The organism is Janthinobacterium sp. GW823-FHT06H09 (assembly GCF_058794735.1).
In genome coordinates, this window is the sequence record NZ_JBXAHC010000008.1 from 317768 (window position 1) to 343349 (window position 25582).

The 25582-nt window shown below is 63.1% G+C and carries 26 protein-coding genes and 1 pseudogene; 16 read left to right on the forward strand and 11 right to left on the reverse strand.

The features are described 5' to 3' along the window. Positions 1 to 2: 2 nt before the first annotated feature. Positions 3 to 419, reverse strand: coding sequence for a hypothetical protein (locus AC1Q6X_RS16260; protein ID WP_492497812.1), 417 nt, complete (start codon positions 417 to 419; stop codon positions 3 to 5). An 80-nt stretch (positions 420 to 499) separates the two neighbouring features. Here AC1Q6X_RS16260 and AC1Q6X_RS16265 point away from each other — a divergent pair, with 80 nt between their 5' ends. Continuing rightward, complete coding sequence (locus AC1Q6X_RS16265; protein ID WP_121668993.1) at positions 500 to 1129, forward strand: TetR/AcrR family transcriptional regulator; 630 nt, start codon at positions 500 to 502, stop codon at positions 1127 to 1129. Here AC1Q6X_RS16265 and AC1Q6X_RS16270 read toward each other — a convergent pair. The 4 genes and pseudogenes from AC1Q6X_RS16270 to AC1Q6X_RS16285 all read right to left on the reverse strand — a co-directional run. After that, a complete protein-coding gene (locus AC1Q6X_RS16270) occupies positions 1126 to 1827 on the reverse strand; it encodes a DsbA family oxidoreductase (protein WP_492497813.1) in 702 nt (233 codons plus the stop codon). The two genes, AC1Q6X_RS16265 and AC1Q6X_RS16270, sit on opposite strands and share 4 nt — an antisense overlap. A gap of 61 nt (positions 1828 to 1888) precedes the next feature. Further along, positions 1889 to 2221 (reverse strand): carboxymuconolactone decarboxylase family protein, encoded by a 333-nt coding sequence (locus tag AC1Q6X_RS16275; protein ID WP_121668995.1) that lies wholly within the window; start codon positions 2219 to 2221, stop codon positions 1889 to 1891. A gap of 63 nt (positions 2222 to 2284) precedes the next feature. Continuing rightward, on the reverse strand, positions 2285 to 2830 hold the full coding sequence (locus AC1Q6X_RS16280; protein ID WP_268994174.1) for an OsmC family protein: 546 nt from the start codon (positions 2828 to 2830) through the stop codon (positions 2285 to 2287). 21 nt (positions 2831 to 2851) lie between these two features. Further along, a pseudogene (locus tag AC1Q6X_RS16285) lies at positions 2852 to 3946 on the reverse strand (alkene reductase); the annotation flags it as partial. A 167-nt stretch (positions 3947 to 4113) separates the two neighbouring features. On the opposite strand from AC1Q6X_RS16285, the gene AC1Q6X_RS16290 reads away from it, so the two are divergent. Continuing rightward, a complete protein-coding gene (locus AC1Q6X_RS16290; protein ID WP_230506177.1) occupies positions 4114 to 4479 on the forward strand; it encodes a hypothetical protein in 366 nt (121 codons plus the stop codon). Here AC1Q6X_RS16290 and AC1Q6X_RS16295 read toward each other — a convergent pair. Then, complete coding sequence (locus tag AC1Q6X_RS16295; protein WP_121668998.1) at positions 4456 to 5187, reverse strand: alpha/beta fold hydrolase; 732 nt, start codon at positions 5185 to 5187, stop codon at positions 4456 to 4458. The two genes, AC1Q6X_RS16290 and AC1Q6X_RS16295, sit on opposite strands and share 24 nt — an antisense overlap. 143 nt (positions 5188 to 5330) lie before the next feature. Between AC1Q6X_RS16295 and AC1Q6X_RS16300 the strand changes: the two genes are divergently transcribed. After that, on the forward strand, positions 5331 to 6368 hold the full coding sequence (locus AC1Q6X_RS16300; RefSeq protein WP_230506179.1) for a hypothetical protein: 1038 nt from the start codon (positions 5331 to 5333) through the stop codon (positions 6366 to 6368). A 14-nt stretch (positions 6369 to 6382) separates the two neighbouring features. On the opposite strand, the gene AC1Q6X_RS16305 is transcribed toward AC1Q6X_RS16300, so the two are convergent. From AC1Q6X_RS16305 to kynU, 5 genes are all read right to left on the reverse strand, one after another. Beyond that, the gene (locus tag AC1Q6X_RS16305; protein WP_492497814.1) at positions 6383 to 7408 is read right to left on the reverse strand and encodes a leucine-rich repeat domain-containing protein; all 1026 of its coding nucleotides are present in this window, start codon (positions 7406 to 7408) and stop codon (positions 6383 to 6385) included. Between the two features lie 2 nt (positions 7409 to 7410). Further along, positions 7411 to 9516 (reverse strand): toxin-antitoxin system YwqK family antitoxin, encoded by a 2106-nt coding sequence (locus tag AC1Q6X_RS16310; RefSeq protein WP_230506181.1) that lies wholly within the window; start codon positions 9514 to 9516, stop codon positions 7411 to 7413. A 69-nt stretch (positions 9517 to 9585) separates the two neighbouring features. Beyond that, entirely contained in the window at positions 9586 to 10131 is a 546-nt protein-coding gene (locus AC1Q6X_RS16315; protein ID WP_070219811.1) for an RBBP9/YdeN family alpha/beta hydrolase, read from the reverse strand. A 14-nt stretch (positions 10132 to 10145) separates the two neighbouring features. Continuing rightward, positions 10146 to 11018: a tryptophan 2,3-dioxygenase gene (gene kynA / locus AC1Q6X_RS16320; RefSeq protein ID WP_070312344.1), complete on the reverse strand. Its 873-nt coding sequence runs from the start codon at positions 11016 to 11018 to the stop codon at positions 10146 to 10148. A 20-nt stretch (positions 11019 to 11038) separates the two neighbouring features. Then, positions 11039 to 12289 carry a kynureninase gene (gene kynU / locus AC1Q6X_RS16325; protein WP_492497815.1) on the reverse strand — a complete coding sequence of 417 codons (1251 nt, stop codon included), beginning with the start codon at positions 12287 to 12289 and terminating at the stop codon, positions 11039 to 11041. 606 nt (positions 12290 to 12895) lie between these two features. Here kynU and flhD point away from each other — a divergent pair. From flhD to AC1Q6X_RS16390, 13 genes are all read left to right on the forward strand, one after another. Beyond that, a complete protein-coding gene (gene flhD / locus AC1Q6X_RS16330) occupies positions 12896 to 13213 on the forward strand; it encodes a flagellar transcriptional regulator FlhD (RefSeq protein ID WP_010396649.1) in 318 nt (105 codons plus the stop codon). Positions 13214 to 13322: 109 nt separating this feature from the next. Beyond that, on the forward strand, positions 13323 to 13883 hold the full coding sequence (gene flhC / locus AC1Q6X_RS16335; protein WP_070288862.1) for a flagellar transcriptional regulator FlhC: 561 nt from the start codon (positions 13323 to 13325) through the stop codon (positions 13881 to 13883). Between the two features lie 105 nt (positions 13884 to 13988). Continuing rightward, complete coding sequence (locus tag AC1Q6X_RS16340; protein ID WP_492497816.1) at positions 13989 to 14750, forward strand: class I SAM-dependent methyltransferase; 762 nt, start codon at positions 13989 to 13991, stop codon at positions 14748 to 14750. Positions 14751 to 14968: 218 nt separating this feature from the next. Continuing rightward, positions 14969 to 15829: a flagellar motor stator protein MotA gene (gene motA, locus AC1Q6X_RS16345; protein ID WP_070219712.1), complete on the forward strand. Its 861-nt coding sequence runs from the start codon at positions 14969 to 14971 to the stop codon at positions 15827 to 15829. A gap of 58 nt (positions 15830 to 15887) precedes the next feature. Further along, positions 15888 to 16865 carry a flagellar motor protein MotB gene (gene motB / locus AC1Q6X_RS16350; RefSeq protein ID WP_492497817.1) on the forward strand — a complete coding sequence of 326 codons (978 nt, stop codon included), beginning with the start codon at positions 15888 to 15890 and terminating at the stop codon, positions 16863 to 16865. Positions 16866 to 16911: 46 nt separating this feature from the next. Then, on the forward strand, positions 16912 to 17460 hold the full coding sequence (locus tag AC1Q6X_RS16355; RefSeq protein ID WP_070219714.1) for a chemotaxis protein: 549 nt from the start codon (positions 16912 to 16914) through the stop codon (positions 17458 to 17460). Between the two features lie 83 nt (positions 17461 to 17543). Next, positions 17544 to 17909 carry a response regulator gene (locus AC1Q6X_RS16360; RefSeq protein WP_034758362.1) on the forward strand — a complete coding sequence of 122 codons (366 nt, stop codon included), beginning with the start codon at positions 17544 to 17546 and terminating at the stop codon, positions 17907 to 17909. Positions 17910 to 17952: 43 nt separating this feature from the next. Continuing rightward, positions 17953 to 20154, forward strand: a complete 2202-nt coding sequence (gene cheA, locus AC1Q6X_RS16365) for a chemotaxis protein CheA (RefSeq protein WP_492497818.1) — start codon at positions 17953 to 17955, stop codon at positions 20152 to 20154. A 30-nt stretch (positions 20155 to 20184) separates the two neighbouring features. Next, positions 20185 to 20691 carry a chemotaxis protein CheW gene (locus tag AC1Q6X_RS16370; protein ID WP_034758356.1) on the forward strand — a complete coding sequence of 169 codons (507 nt, stop codon included), beginning with the start codon at positions 20185 to 20187 and terminating at the stop codon, positions 20689 to 20691. Between the two features lie 318 nt (positions 20692 to 21009). Continuing rightward, positions 21010 to 22731, forward strand: coding sequence for a methyl-accepting chemotaxis protein (locus AC1Q6X_RS16375; protein WP_492497819.1), 1722 nt, complete (start codon positions 21010 to 21012; stop codon positions 22729 to 22731). Positions 22732 to 22802: 71 nt separating this feature from the next. Beyond that, complete coding sequence (locus AC1Q6X_RS16380; protein WP_070219720.1) at positions 22803 to 23675, forward strand: CheR family methyltransferase; 873 nt, start codon at positions 22803 to 22805, stop codon at positions 23673 to 23675. Positions 23676 to 23684: 9 nt separating this feature from the next. Further along, positions 23685 to 24293 carry a chemoreceptor glutamine deamidase CheD gene (gene cheD, locus AC1Q6X_RS16385; RefSeq protein WP_034758343.1) on the forward strand — a complete coding sequence of 203 codons (609 nt, stop codon included), beginning with the start codon at positions 23685 to 23687 and terminating at the stop codon, positions 24291 to 24293. A 108-nt stretch (positions 24294 to 24401) separates the two neighbouring features. After that, positions 24402 to 25472, forward strand: a complete 1071-nt coding sequence (locus AC1Q6X_RS16390) for a protein-glutamate methylesterase/protein-glutamine glutaminase (protein ID WP_035826603.1) — start codon at positions 24402 to 24404, stop codon at positions 25470 to 25472. The last annotated feature ends 110 nt before the right edge of the window (positions 25473 to 25582 follow it).

The following is a 25582-nucleotide window of genomic DNA, read 5'->3' on the forward strand; positions in this document are numbered from 1 at the left end:
GCTCAGGCAAACAGGGCGGGTTTGGCGACCATGAGCGCGCAGATGGTCAAAAATACGGCCAGCTTGAGGCACAGCCAGATCCGCAGTCTGGCGCCCGCCTGCACGTATCCCTGTTCCACCTTCTCTTCCACCTTGTCCGCCCAGAAATGGTCGATGGCTTGCGCGCCGATAAAAAGCGTGAGGGACAGCCGCATCCAGCCCATGTGCAGCCAGGCCCACTGTTGCTGGTACAGCAGGACCAGCCCGCCGGCAAGCACTATCCAGCCTGCGACGGCGATCTGTTGATGGAGTTTATGTAATGTATCGCGGCCGGCGGCATCGCGCATCAGGTTCAGCAGGCGCGGCGTCAGCATCATCGGGCCGATGAAGGCGATGGCGGCGATGACGTGCAGTATCATCAGGAATGTATAGGTGTTCATGGCGTTCTCGTATCGGCAAAGACGGTTGTTTGCGGAACGTTTAGAATAAGTTTTACTACCCACTTTCGCTACTCGCATTCATGGCAAAAACTGCAGCGCATGCGGAGCCCCGCAAGCGGCCGTCCCAGGCCAGATCGGCCGCCACCGTCGCGGCGATGGTGGAGGCGGCTGCTCGCATTATTGAGGTGCGGGGCTGGGCCGCGTTGACGACGAATCATGTTGCCGAGCTGTCCGGCGTCAGCATCGGCTCCCTGTACCAGTACTTCCCGTCGAAAGAGCCGCTGCTGGCCGAACTGGTACGCCGCGAACGCGCGATGCTGCTGCGCGACGTGGGTCTAGCCATGGCGCTGGAGGGGGAACTGCCGCTCGCGATAGAACAGGGTGTGATGGCCGGTCTGGCGCACCAGTTCAGGCGCCCCGCGCTTGCCCTCGCGCTGGAATCGGCTCCATCGTCGCCATCCTTGCAGCATGAGGACGAGGCCTTGCGGCAGGCGCTTGCCGGCCAGCTCGCGGGGCTGCTGGCGCGTCATGGCGTCGCCGATGCTGATATGGCCGCCGCCGACGTGATTGCGCTATGCCGCGGCATCATCGACGCCGCGGCGCTGCGGGGAGAAACCGATATGGCGTCGCTTGCCCGGCGCCTGGGGCGCGCGGTCCATGGCTACCTGGACACGGCGGGACCTGCCAGGGAAGCTGCCGCCAGCGCTTAAGGGAGGATGCAGCCGTCCAGGCCACACATCTCCCCGGCCGATGCGGCCAGGTTCTCCCGGGATTGCGTATGGAGGTTCTCCAGCGCCTGCAGGAATACTTCTGGCGGCTGCGCGCCGGAAATGTGCGCTCCATTGCCAAAGACGAACAGCGGCACGCCGGAAGCGATGCGCGATGCGCTGCGCTCATCGTCCTGCACCTGCTGGCGCAATTGCGGTGTCGACCACGCGCGCTGCACCGCCTCGGCAGGCACGCCCGCCTGCGCCGCGAGCAGGGCGAGGGAATCGTGGTCGAACAGCGATTTTCCGTGCGAAATACTCTGCTCATACAGCACTTCGACCAGGCGCTGTTGCAAAGCCTCGTCGCTGACGGCCTTGACGAGCATGTGCGCGTCCATGGTGTCGCCAAACAGCATGGTGTCGAAGCGGTAGTCCAGGCCTTCGGCCGCTCCATGCGACTGCACCGAATACAGCATGCCCTCGGCGGCCATCGGATCGCGAAATTTTTTCAGCAAGGCTGCCTTGATCGGTTCGGCCTGATGGTTCGGTGCGATGCGGTAGGCGCGCAGCCTGACCTGCACGGCGTCCCTGTGTTCGAAAGCGGCAAGGGCCTTCTCGAATCGGCGCTTGGCGATCCAGCACCAGGGGCAGACGAAATCGGACCAGATGTCGACGACCAGCGCTTGTGTGTTGTTTTTCATGGTTGCTCCTTGAGTGGCCGGCTCGGCGTGCACGCATGCCAGGCCGGCTGATGCGGCGGTATCAAGCCTTGTCGAACGCGTCCAGCACGTGGGTGCTGTAGACAACGGCGGCGCCCGCATTGAGGTTGATCGCCACGCCGAGCGCCTCGGCAATTTCTTCCACGGTCACGCCCAGCTTCTTGGCGGCGGCAGCGTGGAAGGCGATGCAGCCGTCGCAGCGCGTGGTGACGGCCACTGCCAGCGAGATCAGTTCCCGCGTTTTCGCGTCGAGATGGTTGGTCTTGTCGCCGGCGCCGCCCAGTGCGGCGATGCCTTTCATGGTGTCGGGCGTCAGTGCGTTCAATTGCATCGCACGCGTGTTGATGTCTTGCCGAGCTTGTTTCCAGTCTTCCATGATTTCCTCGCTATGTAGGCGCTTGCGCGCGGGTTGGTGGCTAGATGATTCCCGGGATGGGTATCAGGCCTCGATTACTTCCAGGGTGGGCCGCATGCGGATGGCCTTCGAGAAATTGGCCAGGTTGACCGACGTTTTGGTGACGGCCTGGTGCAGCGCCTCGACGCGCTCGCGCGAGGCATCCGTGCGCAGCCGCACCACGTAGCTGACTTCGTCGTAGCCGGGATTGACGCTCTCGTCCAGGCCGAGGAAGCCACGCAGGTCCAGCTTGCCGTCCGTTTCGATTTCCAGGCTGTGCACGGTGATGCCCATGGCCGCCGCATTGGCTGCGTAACCGACTGACAGGCAGGCGTTGAGGGCGGCCATCAGCAGCTCTTGCGGATTGGGCGCCGTGTTTTGGCCCAGCAATTCATGCGGTTCGTCCGAGGCGATCTCGAAATGGCGCGCATGCTTTTCACCGCCCAGCACATAGTGGCTGACGGTGGCCACGCTGCGCGTCTGGTGTTGCCAGCGGGTCTTGACGTTGAAACGCACCTCGCCCTTGTCGGGATGCCCTGCCACGCCCTGGGCGAATTGCTGCAATGCTGCCACGTTGATGCCATTGAGCATATTGCTGGCAGGCGCCGCGCCATACGCGGGATAGTCGGTATAACCGTGGGACGGGGCGCCGCTGGCGCCGTAATAGGTCGAGCGGTCGCTGTCGGCCAGAGGCCAGTTGTTTTGCATGCGCTCCACCAGATCCGGGTTGGAGATGAATGGCATGCCGAAGGCGATCAGATCGAGGTCGCCTTTTTCCAGTTCGCTGCGCGCCAGTTCCTGCGTGAAGCCGCCCGCGCCGATCAGGGTGCCGTGATAGTCCTGGCGGAATTGCGCACCAAAGCCGGCTGGCACTTCCGCCGCCGTGATGGTCGGCTGGTAGTTCAGGTGCACATAGGCCAGCTTCCTCGTATCGAGTGCCTGCGCAACGCTGCTCCACACCTGCGCTTCATCGGCATAGGCGCGCATGTCGTACAGGCGGCCGAATGGTGAGATGCGTACGCCGACCTTGCCGCTGCCGATGGCGGCCGACAGCGCGTCTATGGTCTCGAGCAAAAAGCGCTGGCGGTTGGCGATGCCGCCGCCGTACTGGTCGGTGCGCGTATTGACGGCGCTGCTGAGGAACTGGTCGAACAGGAAGCCGTTGGCGGCCATGATCTCGATCCCGTCAAAGCCAGCGTCGATAGCGACTTTTGCCGCATGCACGAAGTCGGCGGTGACGCGGGCGATCTCGTCGACGCTCAGCGCGCGCGGCACGCTGGGCAGCACCGGTCCGGCCTTGCCCGGTTCGATCCAGGCGTAGACGGTGGTGTTTTCCGCCGCCACGTCGCTGGGGCCGACGGGCGCCGCGTTGCCCGGCTGGATAGATACATGTGACATGCGGCCCACGTGCCACAGCTGGGCGAAGATCTTGCCGCCCTTGGCATGCACGGCATCGGTGACCTGGCGCCAGCCCTGGCCCTGCGTGCTGCTGTAGATGCCGGGCGTGTACAAATAGCCGCGGCCTTCATCGGAGACGGGCAAGCCTTCGGTGACGATCAGGCCGGCCGAGGCACGCTGGGCGTAATACAGCGCGGTGAGCGCATCGGGATTGTTTTCGAGCGTGCGCGTGCGCGTCATCGGCGCCATGACGACGCGGTTGGCCAGGGAAATGCCGGACAGGTCATAAGGGGTGAACAGTTGATGCATGTGATGCCTCGCAAATGGTCGAATGCGCCGTGGCGCGGAAGGATTGCCGGGTGAAATACCGGGTGCGAAATAAGTCTACCATCTAGTAGGTAGGCAAGTCAACCGGTCGCATTGCCGGCAAAAATCGCTATGATGCGGCTTTGCACGGGACGATACGGATGATTGCCATGAAAAACCGCCTGATGGCGGGCCTGGGAGCGCACGCGCTGGGCTGCCTGCTGTTTATTGTGTTGAGCTGGCTGGGGTTTTACCTGTACACGCAGCTGTTCGGCAGCCTCGGCTCGCGCGGCGTGGCCGGCGGCCTGGCCCTGCTGCTCGTGTTTTACGTGTATGCGGGTACGAATCTGCTACTGGCGCTGCTGCCGCCCGGCAGGTGGAAGCCTGCGCTGTGCGCCTTGCTGGGCGCGGCCGTGCTCGCGTATCTGCTGCCCCAGCATCCGCTGCGGGCCATCTACTTCAGCGTGCTGTCGGGCGGCTTGAGCTGGCTGGCCGTGCTGGCCAGTGCGCGTTTAAGCAGATATTTGCGCGGCTGACAGGCCCGCAATGAAAGCGGCGACGGCGCCGGCGGCCGCTTCCGGCGCCGCCTGCAACAGCATGTGCGGCGCGGCGATGTCGACCAGTTGCGCGCCCGCTGCCTGCCGCAGTATCTGCACGGCGTTCGCCGGCGGCACCAGGCGGTCGTGGCGGGCGCGCAGATACAGCACGGGCAGGCTGCCGCGCGCGAAGCTGCGCGAGGCGTCGGTTTCCAGCACGGCGCGCAGGCGCTGGCGCAGTACGCTGGGCGGCACTTGCGCCAGCGCCGCTGCCAGTTCATTCTGCAGCTGCGGCGTGGAGTGGGGCGCCAGCAGCGCCTGGCGCAGGGCGAAGCCGGGCAGGGTGCCAAAGGGCACCAGGCCGAGCAGGTGGCGCAGCGGCGCGAGCATCGGGCGCGGATTGCGCACGAACGAACAGCACAGGATCAGGGCTTGCATGCCGGGCGGCGGATCGGCGCGCAAAGCTGACCCCAGCGGTCCCGAAAACGATTCTGCCAGCACGATGAAAGGGCGGTCCTGCGGCAAGCGCTCGCGCACGAATGCTTCCAGCGCCGCGTAATCGAGCGGCGCGGCCGGGTAGGCGATGGCCTGGGTGTCGATGGCGCTCTGCGCGCGCAAGGCGGCGTCAAAACGGTGGAAGAGCCGGGCCGTGCCATCCATGCCGGGCAGGAGGACAAGCAGTGTCGAGGCGTGGGTTGGTGTCGTCATTGCTGCCATCATAACAGCCGCACCGGCGCACCTGCCGTCCGCCTGCCGCACGGCATGGGCACTGGCATCATGCTAGAATCGCCGGCGCGCCATGCGTGGCCAGTGGCCACTGGTAGCGGCCAAATCCCCCGACAGACAGAATCATGCATATCATCTTTTCGAATTACCGCACCCTGGGCGGCGCCTTGCTGGCGGCGGCCTGCCTCCTTTCCCAGCCTGCCCGCGCCACGGCGGCGCCCTTGGCACCGGCGGGGAAAAGCCTGTCGTCCCTGCTGGCCGGCGGTCCCTTGCCGCGCTTGAGCGAAGACCCGCAAGTGCGCGCGGCCCTGTTCGATTTCTTCGGTTACGCGCGCGGCAGCTACACGGAAAACGATGAACTGCTGCTGGCACAGGCGCTTGAAGCGATCAGCGAAAAGCGCGACGCCACGCGCGCCGTGCTGGCCGATGGCCGCCAGTTGCTGGCGTCGATGAATGACCGCAAGCAGGGCCGCGAACGGGGCGCCATGCTGCTCGACAAACGCGGCGTCATCATCGCCTTTGGCCTGGTGAACGGGCATTGCCGCCTCGAGGGCCAGCCGCTGGCGAAAGTCTGCAATCCCGATCCGAATGCCGTGCTGACGGTGTTCCACCGCAAGGGCATGCTGGTTGGCGACGCTGCACCCCTGCTGGCCTGGGCCCGGCAATTGCCGCCCATGCTGGCGCTGATCGCGGGCGACAAGGAGGCGGGCGCCGACGGGCAGAAGATCGCCAGCGTCGAATACGTGCTGGCGCAGCCGGCCCTGCCGGGCTGGAACCGCGCCCAGCTGCCGCCCGCGTATCCGCCGGCGCTGCTGCCGCTGCTGCTCGATAAATCCACGGTGCTGACGTCGGCCGGCGCCGGCGTGTTTGCCTATCCGCTCACGCTCAAGGGCAAGAAGCAGAACAATGTGCTGGACCATGCGGAAGGCCGTCCGCCGCGCGACCTGGAAGTGGCGCTGCGCAGCTATGCCAGTTTCGACACGGTGGTCGAGCGCTACCGCCAGCTGGCCAAGGGCGCCAGGCTGCAGCGCAACGAGCGCACGGCCTACCTCGATGGCGACATGGGGCAGGGCAGCTACCGGGTCTACATCCGCAATACGGGCGCGGACGGCGTGATGATCGACGTGGCGCTGTGGCAGCGCAGGCTGGCGGCGGGCCGCTGATTTCAGCGCCGCTTTTAACAATAGGGCGCTGAGGTGTAGCCTAGCTCCGCCAGCTGCGCGGCGATGGCGTCATCGCGTGTTTTCCTGCCGGTGCGCAGGCGCGCATGCGTCAGGGACGCGGGCAATCCATGCGCCAGCAACGCGTCGATGTCGAGCATGGTCCCGGATGCCGACAACTGGCGCAGGGCGGGCAAGGCGGCCAGGCCGGGCAGGCTGTCGAGCGTCTTGCAGGTGTGCAGGTTCAGGCGTTCGAGCAAGGGATTGGGCCCCAGCGCGATCTGCCGCAGCTTGATCTGGTCTTCCACCCATAGCGCCTGCAGCAGCGGGAAACGGCCGATATCGCCCAGCGTTTCCAGACCGCGCACGCGTATCACTTCCAGTTTCCTCAACAGCGGCGCCTCGATGTGGGCGAGCGATTCGCGGCCGCCCAGTTGCAGCAGCAGCCTGTCCAGGCGGCTCATCTCCGAGATGAAATCCAGCGGCACGGTGTTCTTGATGCGGTACAGCGACAGGTCATGCAGCGCCGGCAGGCTGGCCAGGGTCTCGATATGCTGGCTGTGGCCTTCGATGACGAGACTGGCCAGGTGCGCATACTGGCGCAGGGGCGCCAGGTCGATATTGTTCCTGGCAGATTCGCCCAGGTTCAGGTATTCGAGGGCGCGCAAATTGTCCAGCTGCAGGATGTCGGCTTGCCCTAGTTCGTACACGCCCAGGCTCAGGCGCTTCAGGTGGCGCAGCTCGCCCAGGGTTTCCAGATACAGGGCGTTGCGGTGGCAGTCGATGGACAGGCTGGCCACATGCGGCAGCGCGCGCAGGATGCGGGCATCGAACACCCTCGGGTCGTAGCCGTAGATGCGGATGGTCAGCGCCGTGCCGCAAGTGGCGGCCAGGGCGTCGAGGTCGGCCAGCAGCGGCGTTGGCTCGCCCAGGGTATTGAACTGCACCAGCACCTCTTGGCCGCCCGCGATGGCGGCGCGGATCGCCCCGGCATCGATGCGCTCGGGGTTCTGGATGCACTGCGGCTGTCTTGCTTGCGTCATTGTCACAGTCCTATCGGGTAGTCGACTTTCCTGGGAGGAGGGCAGCCTTCCGGTCCCGGGAACGTCTGCTTGCCCGTGTCGTCGTAGCGCTTGCCGCACTCGACGAGCACGCGCTTGCGGAAGGTGTAAATGCTGGCCACCTTGCCGTTCGGGTGGTAGCAGATATTGTCGCCATCGCGGTCGGCAGAAGCGTAGCTGATCATGGTCTGGCCATTCACCGTGCGCGTGCTGTGGCCGCTGCGCGGCTCCGTGCATTTGAGCTGGCCGCTTTCATAGTATGCGTTGACGACGGAGGTGTCGGCTGCGCGGTCGACCAGCAGTTCATCCTTGCGCTTGCCGTTCGGGTAGTTCGAATAGCCTTCCTGGCGCTGGCCGTACTGGAAGGCATAGTAGTACTGCGGCTTGCCGTCCGGGTAGTACATGTGGTGGTACTCGCACACGTCGTCGCGCGTGCTGCCGTACTCCTTGAAGGTGCAGCGGTGGATGTCGTTGAGCAGCTGGCCGTCTTCATAGTATTCGCGCAGGTGCGTGAGCAGGCGTCCCTGGTCGATGACGGCCAGGCGTTCCGGCTTGCCGTTCGGGTAGTAGCGCGCATCGAGGCCCTGCTTCTTGCCGTTGTCCCACAAGGTGTCGAGGCGCAGGATCTTGCCGCTGTCGTCGAACGCCTGTTCGCGCCCGTCCAGCTGGCCGTTGCGGTAGGTGGCCGTGTAGACCACGTATTCCTTGCCGGCCGGACCCAGGTAGCGCGTGCGGCTGCCATCGAGCACGCCGGCCTGGTAATGGTCGCGCACGCGCAGCGCGCCTTGCGCATCCGTGTCGATGGCTTCGCCCTGTTTTTTGCCTTTCACGAAAGTGACGCTTTGCGTGACACCGTCCTTGAGCTTGAGCTTCCACGGCCCGTCGCGCAAGCCGTCGATAAAGCTGCCGTCGCCGTCTTCCGTGATCCACGCGCCGTGGCGCGCGCCGTTGACGTAGTTGCCGCGCGTGCGCACTTTGCCGCCCATGCGGCGTTCGTGCGGGCCGTTCAGCTGGCCGTCCGCGTAGGTATCGAAGCCCGTCACTTCCTCTTCATCGGCATAGTTGACGACCGTCCAGCGGCCTTCGCGCTTGCCGGCCCGGTACATGCCGCTCTCGCTCTGTTTGGGATAATTGAAGTACCAAATGCCTTCCTGCAGCCCGTTGACGAAATGGCCTTTTTCGCTGCCTTCGTGCATGCCTTCGCGCACCCACAGTCCCTGGCGCTTGCCCTTCGCGTACTGGCCCCGCTCGACCACCGAGCCGTCGTCCCAGGCCAGGCTGTAGATGACGGACGGACCGTCTTCGCTGCCCGTGAACTGCTGCGGCGCCGTCTCCCACGTCACTTGCCACAGGCGGTAATTTGGCAGGATGCCGGCGCCGGCGTCGCTGTACAGCGTGTAGCTGGCGGTGAGAAAACGCTCGCCTTTTTTCAGGAAGGTTTTCTTGTAGGTGATGGCATCCTTGCCGCCGGGCGCCACGGGCTTGCCGTCATCGCTGTAGTAGCCGACGATCGTGCCTTGCGTATGGTCGATGGCGTCGAAGTCCGCATTGCCGCTCTTGCCGCGCGCGACGCTGTAGTCCATCGGCGCCAGCTTGGCCAGCGCGGCCTTGACCTGGCCCGCGTTGGGAGCGGCGCTTTGCGCCACGATGCGGTTCAGGGCCGGCTGCAAGCCGTCGAGGCGCCGGTACTTGCCGGAGCTGCGGTGGTAGCGGTAGGCGCGCAGGCCGTTCTTGCCGTCCTGGCGGAACAGCACCAGCATGGTTTGCACGCTGGTATCCGATTCCTTGTCCAGCGACGCATAGAAGACGGAGCGGATGACGGCGTTGCCGAACTGGTCGAGCAGGAAGGTTTTCGAAGCGCTGTTCGTGCACTCGCAGTAATAGCCGTTGACGCCCTCTTTTTCCTTGAGAAAAGCGATGTCGAGGCCGCTGTCCTGCGATGCCGTGATGGCGGGATGGGCGAGGGTCTTGCCTTCGTAGAAGGGCGCGCCGTGGGCGAGGGCGGAGCAAAGCAGCAAGGGCAGGAGGACTGGCAAGAGCGGACGTTTCATCGTGAGGCTGGCGCCGGGGCGCCGCAATGGAAAGGCCACGATTCTGCCTGCGTTCTTACTTGTGGGCAAATGCGGGCGCGTCTATCGTGCGCGCGTGCGTGCCCCGGTTCAGGGCTGGTGCGCGGCGCAGAAGTCCAGCAGCAGCTGTTCGCCGTCCGGCCAGGGGCCGTAGCCGGCGTCGCCATTGATATGGCCGGCGTCGCCGATCATGGTGAAGTCGCTGCCCCAGGCGGCGGCAAACGCGCGCGCCCGCGCGAAGCTGACGTAGGGATCATCGCCGCTGGCCACTACCAGGCTGGGAAACGGCAAGGCTTGCAGCGGCATGGGAGAGAACCCCGTGGTGCCGGACGGGTAGGACGGCGCTTCCACATCACTGGGGGCGACGAGGAAGGCGCCGGCGATCCTGTGCGGCGAGCCGCTGGCCGCCCAATGGGCCACCAGCGTGCAGGCCAGGCTGTGCGCGGCCAGCACGGGCGCCCGCTCGCAGGCGGCGATGGCGCGGTCGAGCTCCGCCACCCATTCGTCCTTGTCCGGCGTCTGCCATTCCCGGTGCGGCACGCGCGACCATTGCGGGTGGCGCGCTTCCCAATGGGTTTGCCAGTGCTGCGGCCCGGAATTCCACAGGCCGGCCAGGGTCAGGACGAGAGGCGACATCGAGGCTCCTTAAGTTATAACTCAGTGCGCAGGGCGAATAGTTCCGGGAACAATACCACGTCGAGCATCTTGCGCAAATAGCTCACGCCCGCCGTGCCCCCCGTGCCCGTCTTGAAGCCGATGATGCGCTCGACCGTCGTCACGTGGCGGAAGCGCCAGAAGCGGAAGGCCGTTTCCAGGTCGACCAGCTTTTCGGCCAGTTCGTACAGGGCCCAGTGTTTCGACGGGTCGCGGTAGACTTCCAGCCAGGCCGCCTTGACCGAGGCGTCGGAGGCGGTGGGAAGGGTCCAGTCGGCGTCCAGGCGCTCGGGAGCGATATGCAAGCCGCTGCGCGCCAGCAGCTTGATGGCTTCGTCGTAGACGGACGGCGTGCGCAGGGCGGCGTCGAGCACCGTGTAGGTATCGGGCGCCGTCGTGTGCACGTTGAGCAGGGCGGCGTTCTTGTTCCCCAAAATGAACTCGATTTCACGGTACTGGAAGGACTGGAAGCCGGACGAGGCGCCCAGGTAGGGCCGGATCGCCGTGTATTCGGGCGGCGTCATGGTGGCCAGCACGTCCCAGGCATGGACCAGCTGGTCCATGATGCGCGCCACGCGGGCCAGCATTTTAAACGCGGGCGCCAGGTCGCCGCTTTGCAGGTTGGCGCGCACGGCGTGCATTTCGTGCAGCATCAGCTTCATCCACAATTCGCTGGTCTGGTGCTGCACGATGAACAGCATTTCGTTGTGGTTCGGCGACAGCGGATGCTGGGCCGTCAGGATGCGGTCCAGCGCCAGGTAGTTACCGTAGCTCATCGATTCGCTGAAATCCATCTGCGCGCCATGCCACTGCGCATCCTGGCCGCCGGCATGCATGGGGCAGCCGCTGCTGTTTTCTTCTTTGCTCATGGTGTTCTCTTGGTCCGGGGTCAGGTGACGGCATCGCGCTTGGCGGCGATGTCGTAGTCTTGGGTATCGAGGATGTCGCGCAGGATTTCCACCGCGTCCCACACGTCGGCAAAGCTCGTGTACAGGGGCGTGAAGCCGAAGCGCATGATGGCCGGCTCGCGGTAGTCGCCGATTACGCCGCGAGCGATAAGCGCCTGCATCACGGCATAGCCGTGCGGGTGCGTGAAGCTGACCTGGCTGCCGCGCCGTGCATGCTCGCGCGGCGTGACGAGGCCCAGCGGATGGCTGGCGCAGCGCTGTTCCACCAGCGCGATGAACACATCCGTCAGGGCCAGCGACTTGCGGCGGATGGCTTCCATGTTCGTTTGCGCAAAGATATCGAGGCCGCATTCGACGAGTGCCAGCGAGACAATCGGCTGCGTGCCGCACAGGGCGCGCGCGATGCCGTCGGCCGGCGTGTAGCCCGGGTCCATGGCGAACGGCGTGGCGTGGCCCCACCAGCCGGACAAGGGCTGGCGGAAGCGCGCCTGGTGTTTTGCCGGCACCCAGATGAAGGCGGGCGAGCCGGGGCCGCCGTTCAGGTATTTATAGGTGCAGCCGACGGCCAGGTCGGCGCCGGCGCCGTTCAGGTCCAGCGGCACGGCGCCGGCCGAATGGGCCAGGTCCCACAGCGCCAGCGCGCCTTGCGCGTGGCAATGGCTGCTGATGGCGGCCATGTCGTGCTGGTAGCCGGTGCGGTAGTTGACGTGCGTGAGCATGGCGACGGCGCAATCGGCGTCGATGGCTTGCGCCAGTTCATCCGGACTGTCGACCAGGCGCAGCTGGTAGCCGCGGTTGAGCCAGGCGGCCAGGCCTTGCGCCATGTACAGGTCGGTGGGGAAGTTGCTGCGTTCGCTGACGATGATGCGTCGCGCGGCCTGCGCCGGGTCGCTGGCCTGCATCTGCAGGGCGGCGGCCAGGGCCTTGAACAGGTTGACGGAGGTGGTGTCGGTGATCACCACTTCGCCAGTCTGCGCGCCGAGCAGCGGGGCCAGGCGGTCGCCCAGGCGCTTGGGCAGGTCGAACCAGCCGGCCGTATTCCAGCTGCGGATCAGGTCCGTGCCCCATTCGGCCGTGATGACGTGCTGGGCGCGGGCCAGCGCCGCTTTCGGCCGCGCGCCCAGGGAATTGCCGTCGAGGTAAATCACGCCTTGCGGCAAGTCGAATTGCTGGCGCAGGGGCGCCAGGGGATCGTCGAGGTCGCGCGCGCTGCAGTCATGTCGAGAAATCATGGTGGCTTTCATGTTGATACTTGTCTCAATGGCGCAATATTGCTTGAAGCTTAAAGTATTGTGCGGGAGCAGGCAGTGTAGCAAATCCGCGCCGGAAAGCGGAATTTCCACCCTGGCTGCAGCGTGAAAAGAGCCTGCCTGCGGGGCGTCAACGAAAAAAATCACGATTTTTAAAAATATTTTCAAATCACCCTAAAGTTTCGCCAGACGCCGCCGTCAACGATTACATGAACGGTGTCAAACCGGCCAAAAAAGAATGCGGGTCTTTGAAATATTTTTCGAAAAAGCCCTAAAGTTCCTGCCAAGGCGGCCGTTATCTAGGTAGACAGGCTTGATTCCGATCAAGTTGTTGTAAAAAAGTGATATTTTTTACAGGCCCAAAGTCGGGTAAACCCGCCGCAGAGCCAACCTCCCACATCCGCGCCGTTGCTGGCGTGCGACCATTATCGAGCAGTGTTTGTCAGACAAACACCTACGATCCCTTCCGCTATTGCCCGACCAAAAATACAGCGCTGCGCCTCTGTTGCATTTAATGTTGCTCCTGCAGAATGTATCTCACTGGCAACACACAACGCCAGCTGAATTCAACGGATTGAGGAGATGGAAATGACTGCTAACGACATGATGGCTGAGATTCGCGACGCTAACCTGAGCTACCTGATGCTGGCCCAGCAAATGATTCGTGCGGACAAGGTAACGGCCATCTTCCGTTTGGGCATCGCCGCCGACATCGCCGAACTGATCGAAGGCATGAGCAATGCGCAGATCCTCAAGCTCGCTGGCGGCAACATGATGCTGGCCCGCTTCCGCTTCGACGACAGCGCCATCCTGGGCATGCTGACGAACTACAATAAAGACCGCTCGCTGGCCCAGTCGCACGCTGCCATCCTCATGGCCGGCCAAGGCGTCGAAGAAATCGCTTAAGGTTGCCATCAAACGTCGATGGCGGCGTTGCATTGCCCTGAACATTTTGCCGGCAGCCTTATCAGTCAGTATCAGTTAGTCAGTATCAGTCAGTCGCGGAGTACACAGCATGGCCAAGAAAAGTGTCGTATCGGAAGCGCAGGAAATCCAGCTGGCCATCGAATTGATACAGCTGGGCGCACGCCTGCAACTGCTGGAGACGGAAGTCTCGCTGTCGCGCGAGCGCCTGCTGAATCTGTACAAGGAATTGAAGGGCGTCTCGCCACCCAAGGGCATGCTGCCGTTTTCCACCGACTGGTTCCTCACCTGGCAACCGAATATCCATTCCTCGCTGTTCATCAACATCCATAAATTCCTCGTCGACCACGCGGGCGCCACGGGCATCGAAGCCGTGATGAAGGCGTATAAGCTGTATCTGGAACAGATGCCGCCCGAAGCGGGCGAAGAGCCCCTGCTGTCGCTGACGCGGGCCTGGACCCTGGTGCGCTTTTTCAGCAGCAAGATGCTGGACATGGCGCCCTGCGGCAAGTGCGGCGGCAAGTTTGTCGTCAACTGCCTCGACCTGAACGCCGATTATGTGTGCGGCCTGTGCCACATGCCTTCGCGCGCCGGCAAGACCAAGAAGGCGCGCGATGAAGCGGCCGCTGTTGCGCCGGGCGCGGCTGCCTGAGCCCTGCATAAGACAGTAAATAAGCCGGAGCCGGTCGCCTGACCGCACTCCGGCTTTTTCATGTCGTCATCGCTTACACTGGCGTTTTCCTTCTCTGACTACCCCATGCTGCAACAAATCCTGCGCGCGCCCGCGCTCAAGGCCATCCTGATCCAGGTGCTGGCCTTTCCCTTGATGTTGCTATTGGTATATGGCCTGGCGCGCGCGGGCGCGGCCATGTCGCTGCCGGCCGTGGCGCTGGTGCAGGGCGTGCTGGCGGCGCTTATTACCTGGCGCGCGGGCCTGGCCCGCTGGTGGTGCGCCATCGGCCTGCTGTTTGCGCCCGCCTTGCTGGGCGCCAGCCTGCTCGACTGGCCTCCGGCCGTGTTCCTGGCGGCCTTTGTTTTCCTGTTGAGCCTGTACTGGTCCACGTTCCGCACGCAAGTGCCGTTTTATCCGTCGGGGCCGAAGGTGTGGCAGGCCGTGGCCGAGCTGATCGCGGACCGTCCCGGCGTGCGCCTGGTCGATATCGGCAGCGGCCTGGGCGGCCTTGTGCTGGACCTGGCGCGGCGCCGGCCCGACGGGCAGTTTTCCGGCATCGAGCTGGCGCCGCTGCCCTGGCTGGCCAGCCGCTTGCGCGCGCGGATGGCGGGCAGCCGCGCGCGCTTCCTGCGCGGCGATTACGAAGCGCTCGACTTCGGCCGCTACGATGCCGTGTTTGCCTACCTGTCGCCGGCGGCGATGGCGGCCCTGTGGAATAAGGCGGAAAAGGAAATGTTGCCCGGTAGCATGCTTCTTAGTTACGAATTCCGGATTGCGGCACGCGAGCCCGATAAGACCATCGCCGCCACAGAGGGTGGTCCTTTGCTTTACATATGGTGCTTTTAAGCAATTGTCTGCGTTATTTGCTTGCCCGTGGGGCAATCTCACGTTATTGTAGTTCCACACGGCATTTTCTCGGATTTGCGTTGAAAAGCAGCACATTTCAATTAACTTCCGGTTGCTTTTTTGCCGCAGTCTTTACCGGCGGCGCAGCCGCCAAAAGACAGGAACAGGTTTGAACATGCCGCGCATACAGCCGCGGCCATTATTGGGAGTCAGGGCACTTGTTAGTCATAATCGGATACATCATCGTCTGCGCCTCGGTCTTTGGCGGCTTCGCAATGGCCGGCGGCCATCTGGCGGCGCTGTTCCAGCCGCTGGAGTTGCTGATGATCGGCGGCGCCGCCCTGGGCGCCTTCCTTGTTGGTAACAATAACAAGGCCATCAAGGCAACGATCGCCGCCTTGCCCAGCCTGTTCAAGGGATCGCGCTATACCAAAGACCTGTACATGGAACTGATGTCGCTGTTGTTTGAAGTGCTCAGCAAGGTGCGCAAGGAAGGCTTGATGTCGATCGAAGGCGATATCGACAAGCCGGAAGAGAGCCCGCTGTTTTCCAAGTATCCGGCGGTGCTGGCCGACCACCACATCGTCGAATTCATGACCGATTACCTGCGCCTGATGGTATCGGGCAATATGGATGCGTTCCAGATCGAAAACCTGATGGACAACGAAATCGAGACGCACCATCACGAAGGCGCCGTGCCGGCCCACGTGATCGCCAAGGTGGGCGATGGCTTGCCCGCGTTCGGTATCGTCGCCGCCGTGATGGGCGTGGTGCACACGATGGAGTCGGTGGGCATACCGCCGGCCGAGCTGGGCATGCTGATCGCGCACGCGCTGGTCGGCACCTTCCTCGGCATCTTGCTGGCCTACGGTTTCGTGGGGCCATTGGCCAGCCTGCTGGAGCAGAAGCTGGAAGAGTCGAGCAAGATGTTCCAGTGCGTGAAAGTGACCCTGCTGGCCAGCCTGAACGGCTATGCGCCGGCGCTGGCCGTGGAGTTCGGCCGCAAGGTGCTGTTCTCGACCGAGCGCCCGACGTTCAATGAGCTGGAAGACCACATCAAGAAATCGAAAACGAAGTAAGCAGTGAAACTACGCCTGGACACCATGAGTCATTTGCAGCACACGGAAGGGGGACGCCATGGCCGATGAAGGCATGCGCCCGATTATCGTCAAGCGTATCAAGAAGACGGCTGGCGGACACCATGGCGGGGCGTGGAAAATCGCCTACGCCGACTTTGTCACGGCCATGATGGCCTTCTTCCTGCTGATGTGGCTGCTCGGCTCCACCTCGAAGGGCGACTTGAACGGCATTTCCGAATTCTTCAAGACACCGTTGAAAGTGGCCATGGCGGGCGGCTCCGGCAGCGGCGAAAGCAATTCCGTGATTCAGGGCGGTGGCCAGGACCTGTCACGCCAGGATGGGCAGGTACGCAAGGCGCAGGAAGAGCAGCAGCGCAAATCGTTCGACCTCAATTCCGCCAAGGCCGCGCTCGAGCGCGAGGAGAGCAAGCGCCTGCAGGCGCTCAAGGCGCGCATCGAAGCGACCATCGACGCCAATCCCCTGCTGAAAAAATACAAGAACCAGTTGCTGCTCGATATCACCAGCGAAGGCTTGCGCATCCAGATCGTCGACGAGCAGAACCGTCCGATGTTTGCGCTCGCCAATGCGAACCTGCAACCGTACACCAAGGAAATCCTGCACGCCATCGGCTCCGTGCTCAATGAAGTGCCGAACCGCATCGGCCTGTCCGGCCATACGGATTCGACGCCCTATATGAGCGATGCAGGCTACAGCAACTGGGAATTGTCGGCCGACCGCGCGAATGCGTCGCGGCGCGAACTGGTGATCGGCGGCATGAAGGAAGAAAAAGTCTTGCGCGTGGTGGGACTGGGCTCGGCCGCCCACCTGGACAAGCTCGATCCCTTCAATCCGATCAACCGGCGCATCAGCATCATCGTCATGAACAAGCGCACGGAAGAAAATGTCTTGCGCGATGGTTCGGCGATCGAGCTGCCGGTGACCGATGCCGCTTCCGCCGCTGTCGCTTCAGGGCTGGCTGCCGGTGCGCCGCCCGCGGCGGCGCCAGTCCCGGCCCCGGCAGCGGCGAAAAAATAACACGCAAGGCTGTCGACGCGTGGTGTATTGAAACAATGAGACCTTTATGACAAGAAAGAAAATACTTGGCTCGCATGTAAAACGCCTGCTGTCTGGCGTGTCGGACCATGGCCGCAAGCACTTGACGGAGGTGGAAACCGACCTGGTGCAGACCGGCATCTTGCTGGAAGAGGCGATCGAGAAGCTGTCCTTCAATTTCATGGCGATACACGCAGCCGTCGCTGCGCAGCAAGACACTATCGCGCTGCTGCTCGACGGCGGTATTCCGGCCGAGCAGCAGCGCGAAAAACTGCTGGCGTTGCAGGATGAGGTGGGGGGCTATGTGAATGCCGCCATCACCAGCATGCAGTTTCAGGACATGACCAGCCAGCTGATCGAGCGCACCCTGAAGCGCGTGACGGGCTTGCGCGAGTTCCTCGGGACCCTGGGCGAGCATGGCGCGGAGATGTTGCCGGAGAGCGACAATGAAGAAATTGTCGCCTTGCTGGGTCGGGTCAGCATGGCGCTGGCGATTCAAAGCCTGGAGTTGCGCAGCGTGCTGCGCAAGGCTGTCAGTCAACAGCATTTGGAAAGCGGCGACATCGAGCTGTTCTAGCATGCCAGTGCGGAGCGCTTGTGGTCGCATGGATTGATTAATCAAATACTCGGGCAGGATGCCCGGAATAAGTGGGAGCAAAGATGGCCAAAACGATACTTGCAGTGGACGATTCCAGCTCATTGCGCCAGATGGTGGCGTTCAGCCTGAAAGCCGCCGGTTACCAGGTGGTGGAGGCCGTGGACGGCCAGGACGGACTGGAAAAAGCCAAGCTGCAAACCGTAGACCTGGTATTGACGGACCAGAACATGCCGCGTATGGATGGCCTGGAACTGATCAAGCTGCTGCGTGAATTGCCGACCTACCAGAAGGTGCCCATCCTGATGCTGACGACGGAGTCGTCGGACGAGATGAAATCGAAAGGCCGTGCCGCCGGCGCCAATGGCTGGCTGGTCAAGCCGTTCGATCCGCAACGCCTGATCGAAGTGGTCAAGAAGGTGATCGGCTGATGCCAGCCGCGCAGCGCAATGATGCAATTGACGGAGTCACCCTATGACCATCGATATTAGCCAGTTTTTTCAGGTCTTTTTCGATGAGGCCGAAGAACTGCTGGCTGAAAAAGAACGGCTGCTGCTGGCCGTTGATATTGCGGCGCCCGACGCCGAAGATCTGAATGCCATTTTCCGCACCGCCCACTCGATCAAGGGCGGCGCATCGACGTTCGGCCTCTCCGACATGAGCGAGGTGACGCACATCCTCGAGTCGCTGCTCGACCGCATCCGCCAGGGCCAGATGGCCCTGACGGCGGAACACGTCGACGCCTTTTTGGCGGCCAAGGACATCCTCAAGATGCAGCTCGACGGCCATCGCCTGGGCAGCGCCGTCGACCAGGATGCCGTGGCCAACGTGCGCATGATGCTGCAGTCGTTCTCGCAGGACGTGCCCGTGGCCGCGCTCACGCCCGTCGCGCCGGCCTTCCACACGGCGGAAAAGGCCGCCGTCAGCCATGCCGGCGGCCACCGCATCCGCCTGGAACTGCCGGCCATGGAGCTGCGCGAAGTCGATGCGCTGGCGGCCGAACTGGGCTTGCTGGGCGACGTCGCCGTAACGAGCCTGCCCGACGCGCGCAAGGTGCTGGAAGTGACGACGCATGAAAGCCTGGACGATATCCTGGCCATCTGCTCGTTCGTGCTCAATCCCGACGACATGGTGATCACGCAGGCGCCGCCACTGGCGCCAGGCGAGGCCGAAGCGGCCCGCGCGGCGCAGGAAAAGGCGCAAGGTTACGGTTTCTTCGACCCGCTGCCAGGCACTCCTGGCGCGCCGGGCGCGGCCGATCCCGGTTACGGCTTCTTCCAGCCGATCGAGGATATCCGCGCCGCCGCCGGCGTGCAGAGCGACGCCGAACAGGGTTACGGATTCTTCCAGCCCCTCGAACAGATTCGCGCAGACGCGGCCAAGGCGGGCAACGCCAGCGCTGCCGCCGCGCCGGCCGTGGCGAGCGCCGTGGCCGAAGCGGAGCAGGAAAAGAAACCGGCCAAGAAAGAGGGCGACAAGGCCGGCGCCGAATCGTCGTCGATCCGCGTCTCGATCGAAAAAGTCGACCAGCTGATCAACCTGGTGGGCGAACTGGTGATCACGCAGGCGATGATCGAGCAGCGCGCCAGCGCGCTCGATCCGATGCTGCATGAAAAACTGCTCGACAGCGTCAGCCACCTGACGCGCAACACGCGCGACTTGCAGGAAGCGGTGATGTCGATCCGCATGATGCCGATGGATTTCGTCTTCTCGCGCTTCCCGCGCATGGTGCGCGACCTGGCGACGAAACTGGGCAAGAAGGTCGACTTCATCACGAATGGCGCCGCCACGGAACTGGACAAGGGCCTCATCGAGCGCATCGTCGATCCGCTCACGCACCTGGTGCGCAACAGTATCGACCATGGCGTGGAAATGCCGGCCGCCCGCGTGGCCGTCGGCAAGACCGAGGCGGGACGTCTGTTCCTCTCGGCCAGCCACCAGGGCGGCAACATCATCATCGAAGTATCCGATGACGGCGCGGGACTGAACCGCGAGCGCATCCTGGCCAAGGCTGCGCAGCAGGGCCTGGACGTGTCCGAGTCGATGAGCGACGCCGACGTGTGGCAGCTGATTTTTGCACCCGGCTTTTCCACCGCCGAAGCGGTCACCGACGTGTCGGGCCGCGGCGTGGGCATGGATGTCGTCAAGCGCAATATCAGCGCCATGGGCGGCGTCGTCGACATCCGTTCGGCCAAGGGTTTCGGCACGACGATTTCCATTTCGCTGCCGCTGACCCTGGCCATCCTGGACGGCATGTCGATCCGCGTTGGCGACGAGGTGTATATTTTACCGCTGGGCTTTGTCATCGAATCGCTGCAGCCAGCCGTTGAGGACATCAAGGACATCAGCGGCAAGGGGCAGGTGGTGAAAGTGCGCGGCGAATATCTGCCCTTGATTCCGCTGTACCAGATGTTCGACATCGCGCCGCGCTTTACCAGTCCCTCGGAAGGCATCTGCGTGATCCTCGAGACGGAAGGGCGCAAGGCGGCCCTGTTTGTCGACGACCTGGTGGGGCAGCAGCAGGTCGTGGTGAAAAACCTCGAATCGAATTACCGCAAGGTGGTGGGCATTTCCGGCGCCACCATCCTGGGCGATGGCGGCGTGTCGCTGATTCTCGATGTCGCCGCCCTCATCCGTTCCTCTCGCCAGCTGGCCGACGAGTCCATTTTTTCGTAATACCGATAGATAAAGATAGGAAAACGCACCATGTCAGATACTCAACAAACATCCGGAAGCAATGCGGGCGACGGCAAGGACATCGCCGGCCGTGAATTCCTGGCCTTCACCCTGGGCTCCGAAGAGTACGGCATCGATATCCTGAAGGTCCAGGAGATTCGTGGTTACGAAGCGGTCACCCGCATCGCCAACGCGCCTGAATTCATCAAGGGCGTGATCAACCTGCGCGGCATCATCATCCCGGTGGTCGACATGCGCATCAAGTTCAACCTGGGCACGCCCGTGTACGACCAGTTCACGGTGGTGATCATCCTGAACATCGGCGGCCGTATCGTCGGCATGGTGGTCGACAGCGTTTCCGACGTCACCACCCTGACGCCGGAGCAGGTCAAGCCGGCGCCGGAAATGGGCACAGCCTTCTCGACCGACTACATGATCGGCCTGGGCACCATCGACGAGCGCATGCTGATCCTGGTCGACATCGACAAGCTGATGTCGAGCAGCGAGATGGGCCTGATCGACAAGCTGGCGGCTTAAGAGGCAGTTTTACCACGCAAAGAATCACTACAGATATGCATGTACCGGCGCGGGAAAGTAATCCTCGGGAAATTATTGTGAATTTATGACGAACAGAACCGGATGCTGTGCAAGGCGCCCGCAGCGACGCAGTGCGAGCACTGCCAGCTGCGGGCAACACCGCACAGCGCCGGTTATGGAAGTCAGAAATCATAATAATTTATTGGGGGTTACTTGCCAGAGGCGCGCCGGCAGGCTGCAAGGTCCGACAGAGACCCGGCCACAACACGGCGCCGTCCGGTTGAACGGGCACCGTTCACATAAATATTGGAGACTGTAATGAGTTTGCGCGATTTCAAGATAGGCACCCGGCTGGGGATAGGTTTCGGCAGCATTCTCGCCATCCTGGTGGTGGTGATCGTTTCGGCGAATGCACTGAATTACCGTAACAAGGCCCAGCTGCTCACGGGGCTGGAGCTGGCAAGCGAAAAGAATACGCAGGCGTCGCAGATGAAAAGCGCGATGCTGGAAACCGGTATCGCCATGCGCAATATCGGCCTGCAGGGCGATGTGAGCCTGATGCAGGCGGAAGAGGGCAAGGTGCGCGAGCAGCGCAAGCTGTACGACGGCGCCCGCGGCAAGCTGGCCACCTTGGGCCTGTCCGATGGCGAGAAGGCGCTGCTGGCCAATATCGCCAAGATCGACGGCGAAGTCGATGCCGCCTTCAAGGAAGCGATGGGACAGGTGCTGGCGTTTAACAGCGAGGGCGCGGCGAAGGTGATCGCCACCCGCATCGATCCCTTGAACAAGACGACCCTGGCCGATATCAACAAGCTGCTCGATTTGCAGCATGTGGCGCAGCAAAGCTTCATGGACGACTCGCTGGCGGCCGATGCGCGCCTGATGATGGTACTGTTCATCCTGGGCGGAGCGGCCGTGGCGATCGGCGCCTGGTGCGCCATCTTCATCACGCGCTCGATCACGGTGCCATTGTCCGGCGCAGTGGCCGTGGCGCAGAAGGTGGCGGCCGGCGAGCTGACAGCACGCGTGGTGGTCGAAGGCAAGGATGAAACGAGCGCGCTGCAGCAGGCGCTCAAGGACATGAACGAGAGCCTGGTGCAGACGGTCAGCGACGTGCGCACCGGGACGGACACCATCACCGTGGCGTCGCGCGAGATCGCCAGCGGCAATGCGGACCTGTCGGCGCGCACGGAAACGCAGGCCAGTTCGCTCGAAGAGACGGCGTCGTCGATGGAAGAGCTGACGTCGACCGTGAAGCAGAACGCGGACAACGCGCGCCAGGCCAACCAGCTGGCAGTGTCGGCGTCGTCGGTGGCGGAGCAGGGCGGCAAGGTGGTGTCGCAAGTGGTCGATACCATGGGTTCCATCAAGGACAGTTCGCGCAAGATCGTCGACATCATCGGCGTCATCGACGGCATTGCGTTCCAGACGAATATCCTGGCGCTGAATGCGGCCGTCGAAGCGGCGCGCGCAGGCGAGCAGGGACGCGGTTTTGCGGTGGTGGCGTCGGAAGTGCGCAATCTGGCGCAACGATCGGCCGGCGCGGCGAAGGAAATCAAGGGCTTGATCGGCGACTCGGTCGACAAGGTCGATGCCGGCAGCCGTCTGGTGGACGAGGCGGGGCAGACCATGGGTCTGATCGTCACGTCGATCCGGCAGGTGGCCGACATCATGGGCGAGATCACGGCGGCGACGCAGGAGCAGAGCCACGGCATCGAGGAAGTGAACCAGGCCATCGCGCAGATGGACCAGATGACGCAGCAAAATGCGGCGCTGGTCGAGGAAGCGGCGGCGGCCGCCGAAAGCATGCAGGACCAGGCGCAGAAACTGGCCGACGCCGTCAGCATCTTCAAGCTGGACGGCGAGAGCGCGGCGCAGGCAGCCATGCCCGCGTCCGCGCCCGTGGTCAAGGCGGCGGCACGGCCGGCACCGGGTGTGGCGGCAACTGCACGGCGGGTGGCAACGGCGGCGCAGGCCGGCACGCCACCGCCCGCGAAAAAGCTGGCGGCGGCCGGCGGCGACGATTGGGAAGAGTTCTGACGCCAACCCGGTCCCGCTAGTTATACTTGCAAAGGCATTGGTCAGAGTAGTCATAGAGAGGTAAAAACAAAATGCCGCAAACTAAAACGGATTCGGTCAAGGAATTTGATTTCACTGGCAAGGACTTCGAACGGGTCCGCGCCATGATTTACAAGCGGGCCGGCATCGCGCTGGCCGACAGCAAGCAGGAGATGGTCTACAGCCGCCTGGCCAGGCGGCTGCGCGCGACCGGCATCTCCTCGTTCGTCCGCTACCTGGACGACCTGGAAGCGGGCCGCATGGGCGACGAGTGGGAAGCGTTCACGAATGCGCTGACGACCAACCTGACGTCGTTCTTCCGCGAGGCGCATCACTTCCCGCTGCTGGCCGAGCATGTGAAAAAACTGAGCGGGCCGATCACCATCTGGTGTTCGGCCAGTTCCACCGGCGAGGAGCCGTATTCGATCGCCATGACGGTGTGCGAGGCGTTCAATACGCTCACGCCACCCGTCACCATCATCGCCACGGACATCGACACGAATGTGCTGGCCACGGCCGCCAATGGCGTCTACAACCTGGACCGGCTCGACAAGATGCCGGCCGACCGTGCGCGGCGCTTTTTCTTGCGCGGCAAGGGCGACCGTGAAGGGCAGGTGCGGGTGCGTCCTGAACTGCGCCAGATGATCACCTTCAAGCCGCTCAACCTGCTGGCCGACGGCTGGCCATTGACGGGCCAGTTCGACGTCATCTTTTGCCGTAACGTGATGATTTATTTTGACAAGGCGACCCAGCGCAAGATCCTCTCGCGCTTTGTGCCGTTGATGAAACCCGATGCCCTGCTGTTCGCGGGCCATTCGGAGAATTTTCTGTACGTGTCGGATTCACTGAAGCTGCGCGGTAAAACAGTCTATGAGCTCGACCAGCCTCGGGGCGCCGCGCCCAAGGCACCGTCGCATCGTACATGAGAGTGAAATATGAGCCTGGAATCCAAAGAGCAATTCGCCACTAACGTCTATTACGACAGGACGTTCAACTGTGACGCCGCCAAGATCTTGCCTGGTGAGTATTACTTTACCAACAAGGACATGCTGATCGTCACCGTGCTCGGCTCCTGCGTCTCGGCCTGCATCCGCGACCGTGTCACGGGCCTGGGCGGCATGAACCACTTCATGCTGCCCGATGGCGGCAGCGATCCGAACAGCCCGATTTCCGCGTCGATGCGCTATGGCACCTACGCCATGGAAATCCTGATCAACGATTTGCTGAAGGCGGGCGCGCGGCGCGAGAACATGGAAGCGAAAGTGTTCGGCGGCGGCGCCGTGCTGCGCGGCTTCACGGCGATCAACGTCGGTGAGCGCAACGCGGCTTTCGTCATCAATTATCTGAAGGCGGAAAAGATGCGCGTGGTGGCGGAAGACCTCAACGACATCCACCCGCGCAAGGTGTATTTTTTCCCCCGCAGCGGCAAGGTGCTGGTGAAAAAGCTGATGCAGACGCATAACGATACGCTGGTACGCCGCGAACTCGATTACGCCAGCCGCCTCAAGGTCGCGCCGGTGGGCGGCGAGGTCGAGCTGTTCTGATACATATCGGACCAAACCTGCTGCGCACCGCGTTGTGCGGCTTGCGGCAGTGTGGTCCGGGTACTAATTTAATAAGAAACAAGGGCCGCAAGGCCTGGAAGGATAACTATGAAGATCAAAGTATTGATCGTGGATGATTCGGCGCTGATTCGCAGCGTCATGACGGAAATCGTAAACAGCCAGCCCGACATGGAAGTGGTGGGCGCGGCACCCGATCCGCTGGTGGCGCGCGAGATGATCAAGCAGACCAACCCCGACGTGCTGACCCTCGATGTCGAGATGCCGAAGATGGACGGCCTGGACTTCCTGGAAAAGCTGATGCGCTTGCGCCCGATGCCGGTGCTGATGGTGTCGTCGCTGACCGAGCGCGGTTCGGAAATCACCATGCGCGCGCTGGAACTGGGCGCCGTCGATTTCGTCACCAAGCCGAAGATTTCCATCCAGAGCGGCATGCGCGAGTACACGGACATGATCGCCGACAAGATCCGCGCCGCCTCGAAGGCGCGCATCCGCGCGCGCACCCTGCCGTCGGCCGGCGACAAGGTGGCCGCGCCGCTGCCTGCGCTGCGCAGCCCATTGACGTCGAGCGAAAAGCTGATCATCGTGGGCGCGTCGACGGGCGGCACGGAAGCGATCCGCGAATTTCTCATGCAGATGCCGTCCGATTGTCCCGGCATCCTGATCACGCAGCACATGCCGGAAGGCTTTACGCGTTCGTTCGCGCGCCGCCTCGATTCGCTGTGCAAAATCTCGGTGCAGGAAGCGGCGGGCGGCGAACGCGTGCTGCCTGGCCACGCCTACATCGCGCCCGGCCATTCGCACCTGACCCTGACGCGCAGCGGCGCCAACTACATGACCAAGATCGACCAGGGTGAACCGGTCAACCGCCACCGTCCGTCGGTCGATGTGCTGTTCCGTTCGGCCGCGCAATCGGCCGGTAAAAATGCCGTCGGCGTGATCCTCACGGGCATGGGCAAGGACGGCGCACAAGGCATGTTGGAGATGAAGGCCGCAGGAGCGTATAATTTTGCGCAGGACGAAGCCAGTTGCGTGGTGTTCGGCATGCCGCGCGAGGCGATCGCTGTCGGCGCTACGCATGAGGTCGGTGCTCTGACGGCGCTGCCTGGCATGGTACTGGGACACCTGGCGGCGCATGGTATGCGTGCTTTGCGCGTGTAAGCCACGTTTTATATGATCTGAGGCAAGTTTGTTCGCCTAAAAGCAACGAAAATGCTATCCTACAACTTGCTGCCGTAGTGTCGACCATAATGTCGGCATTCATGTCGATA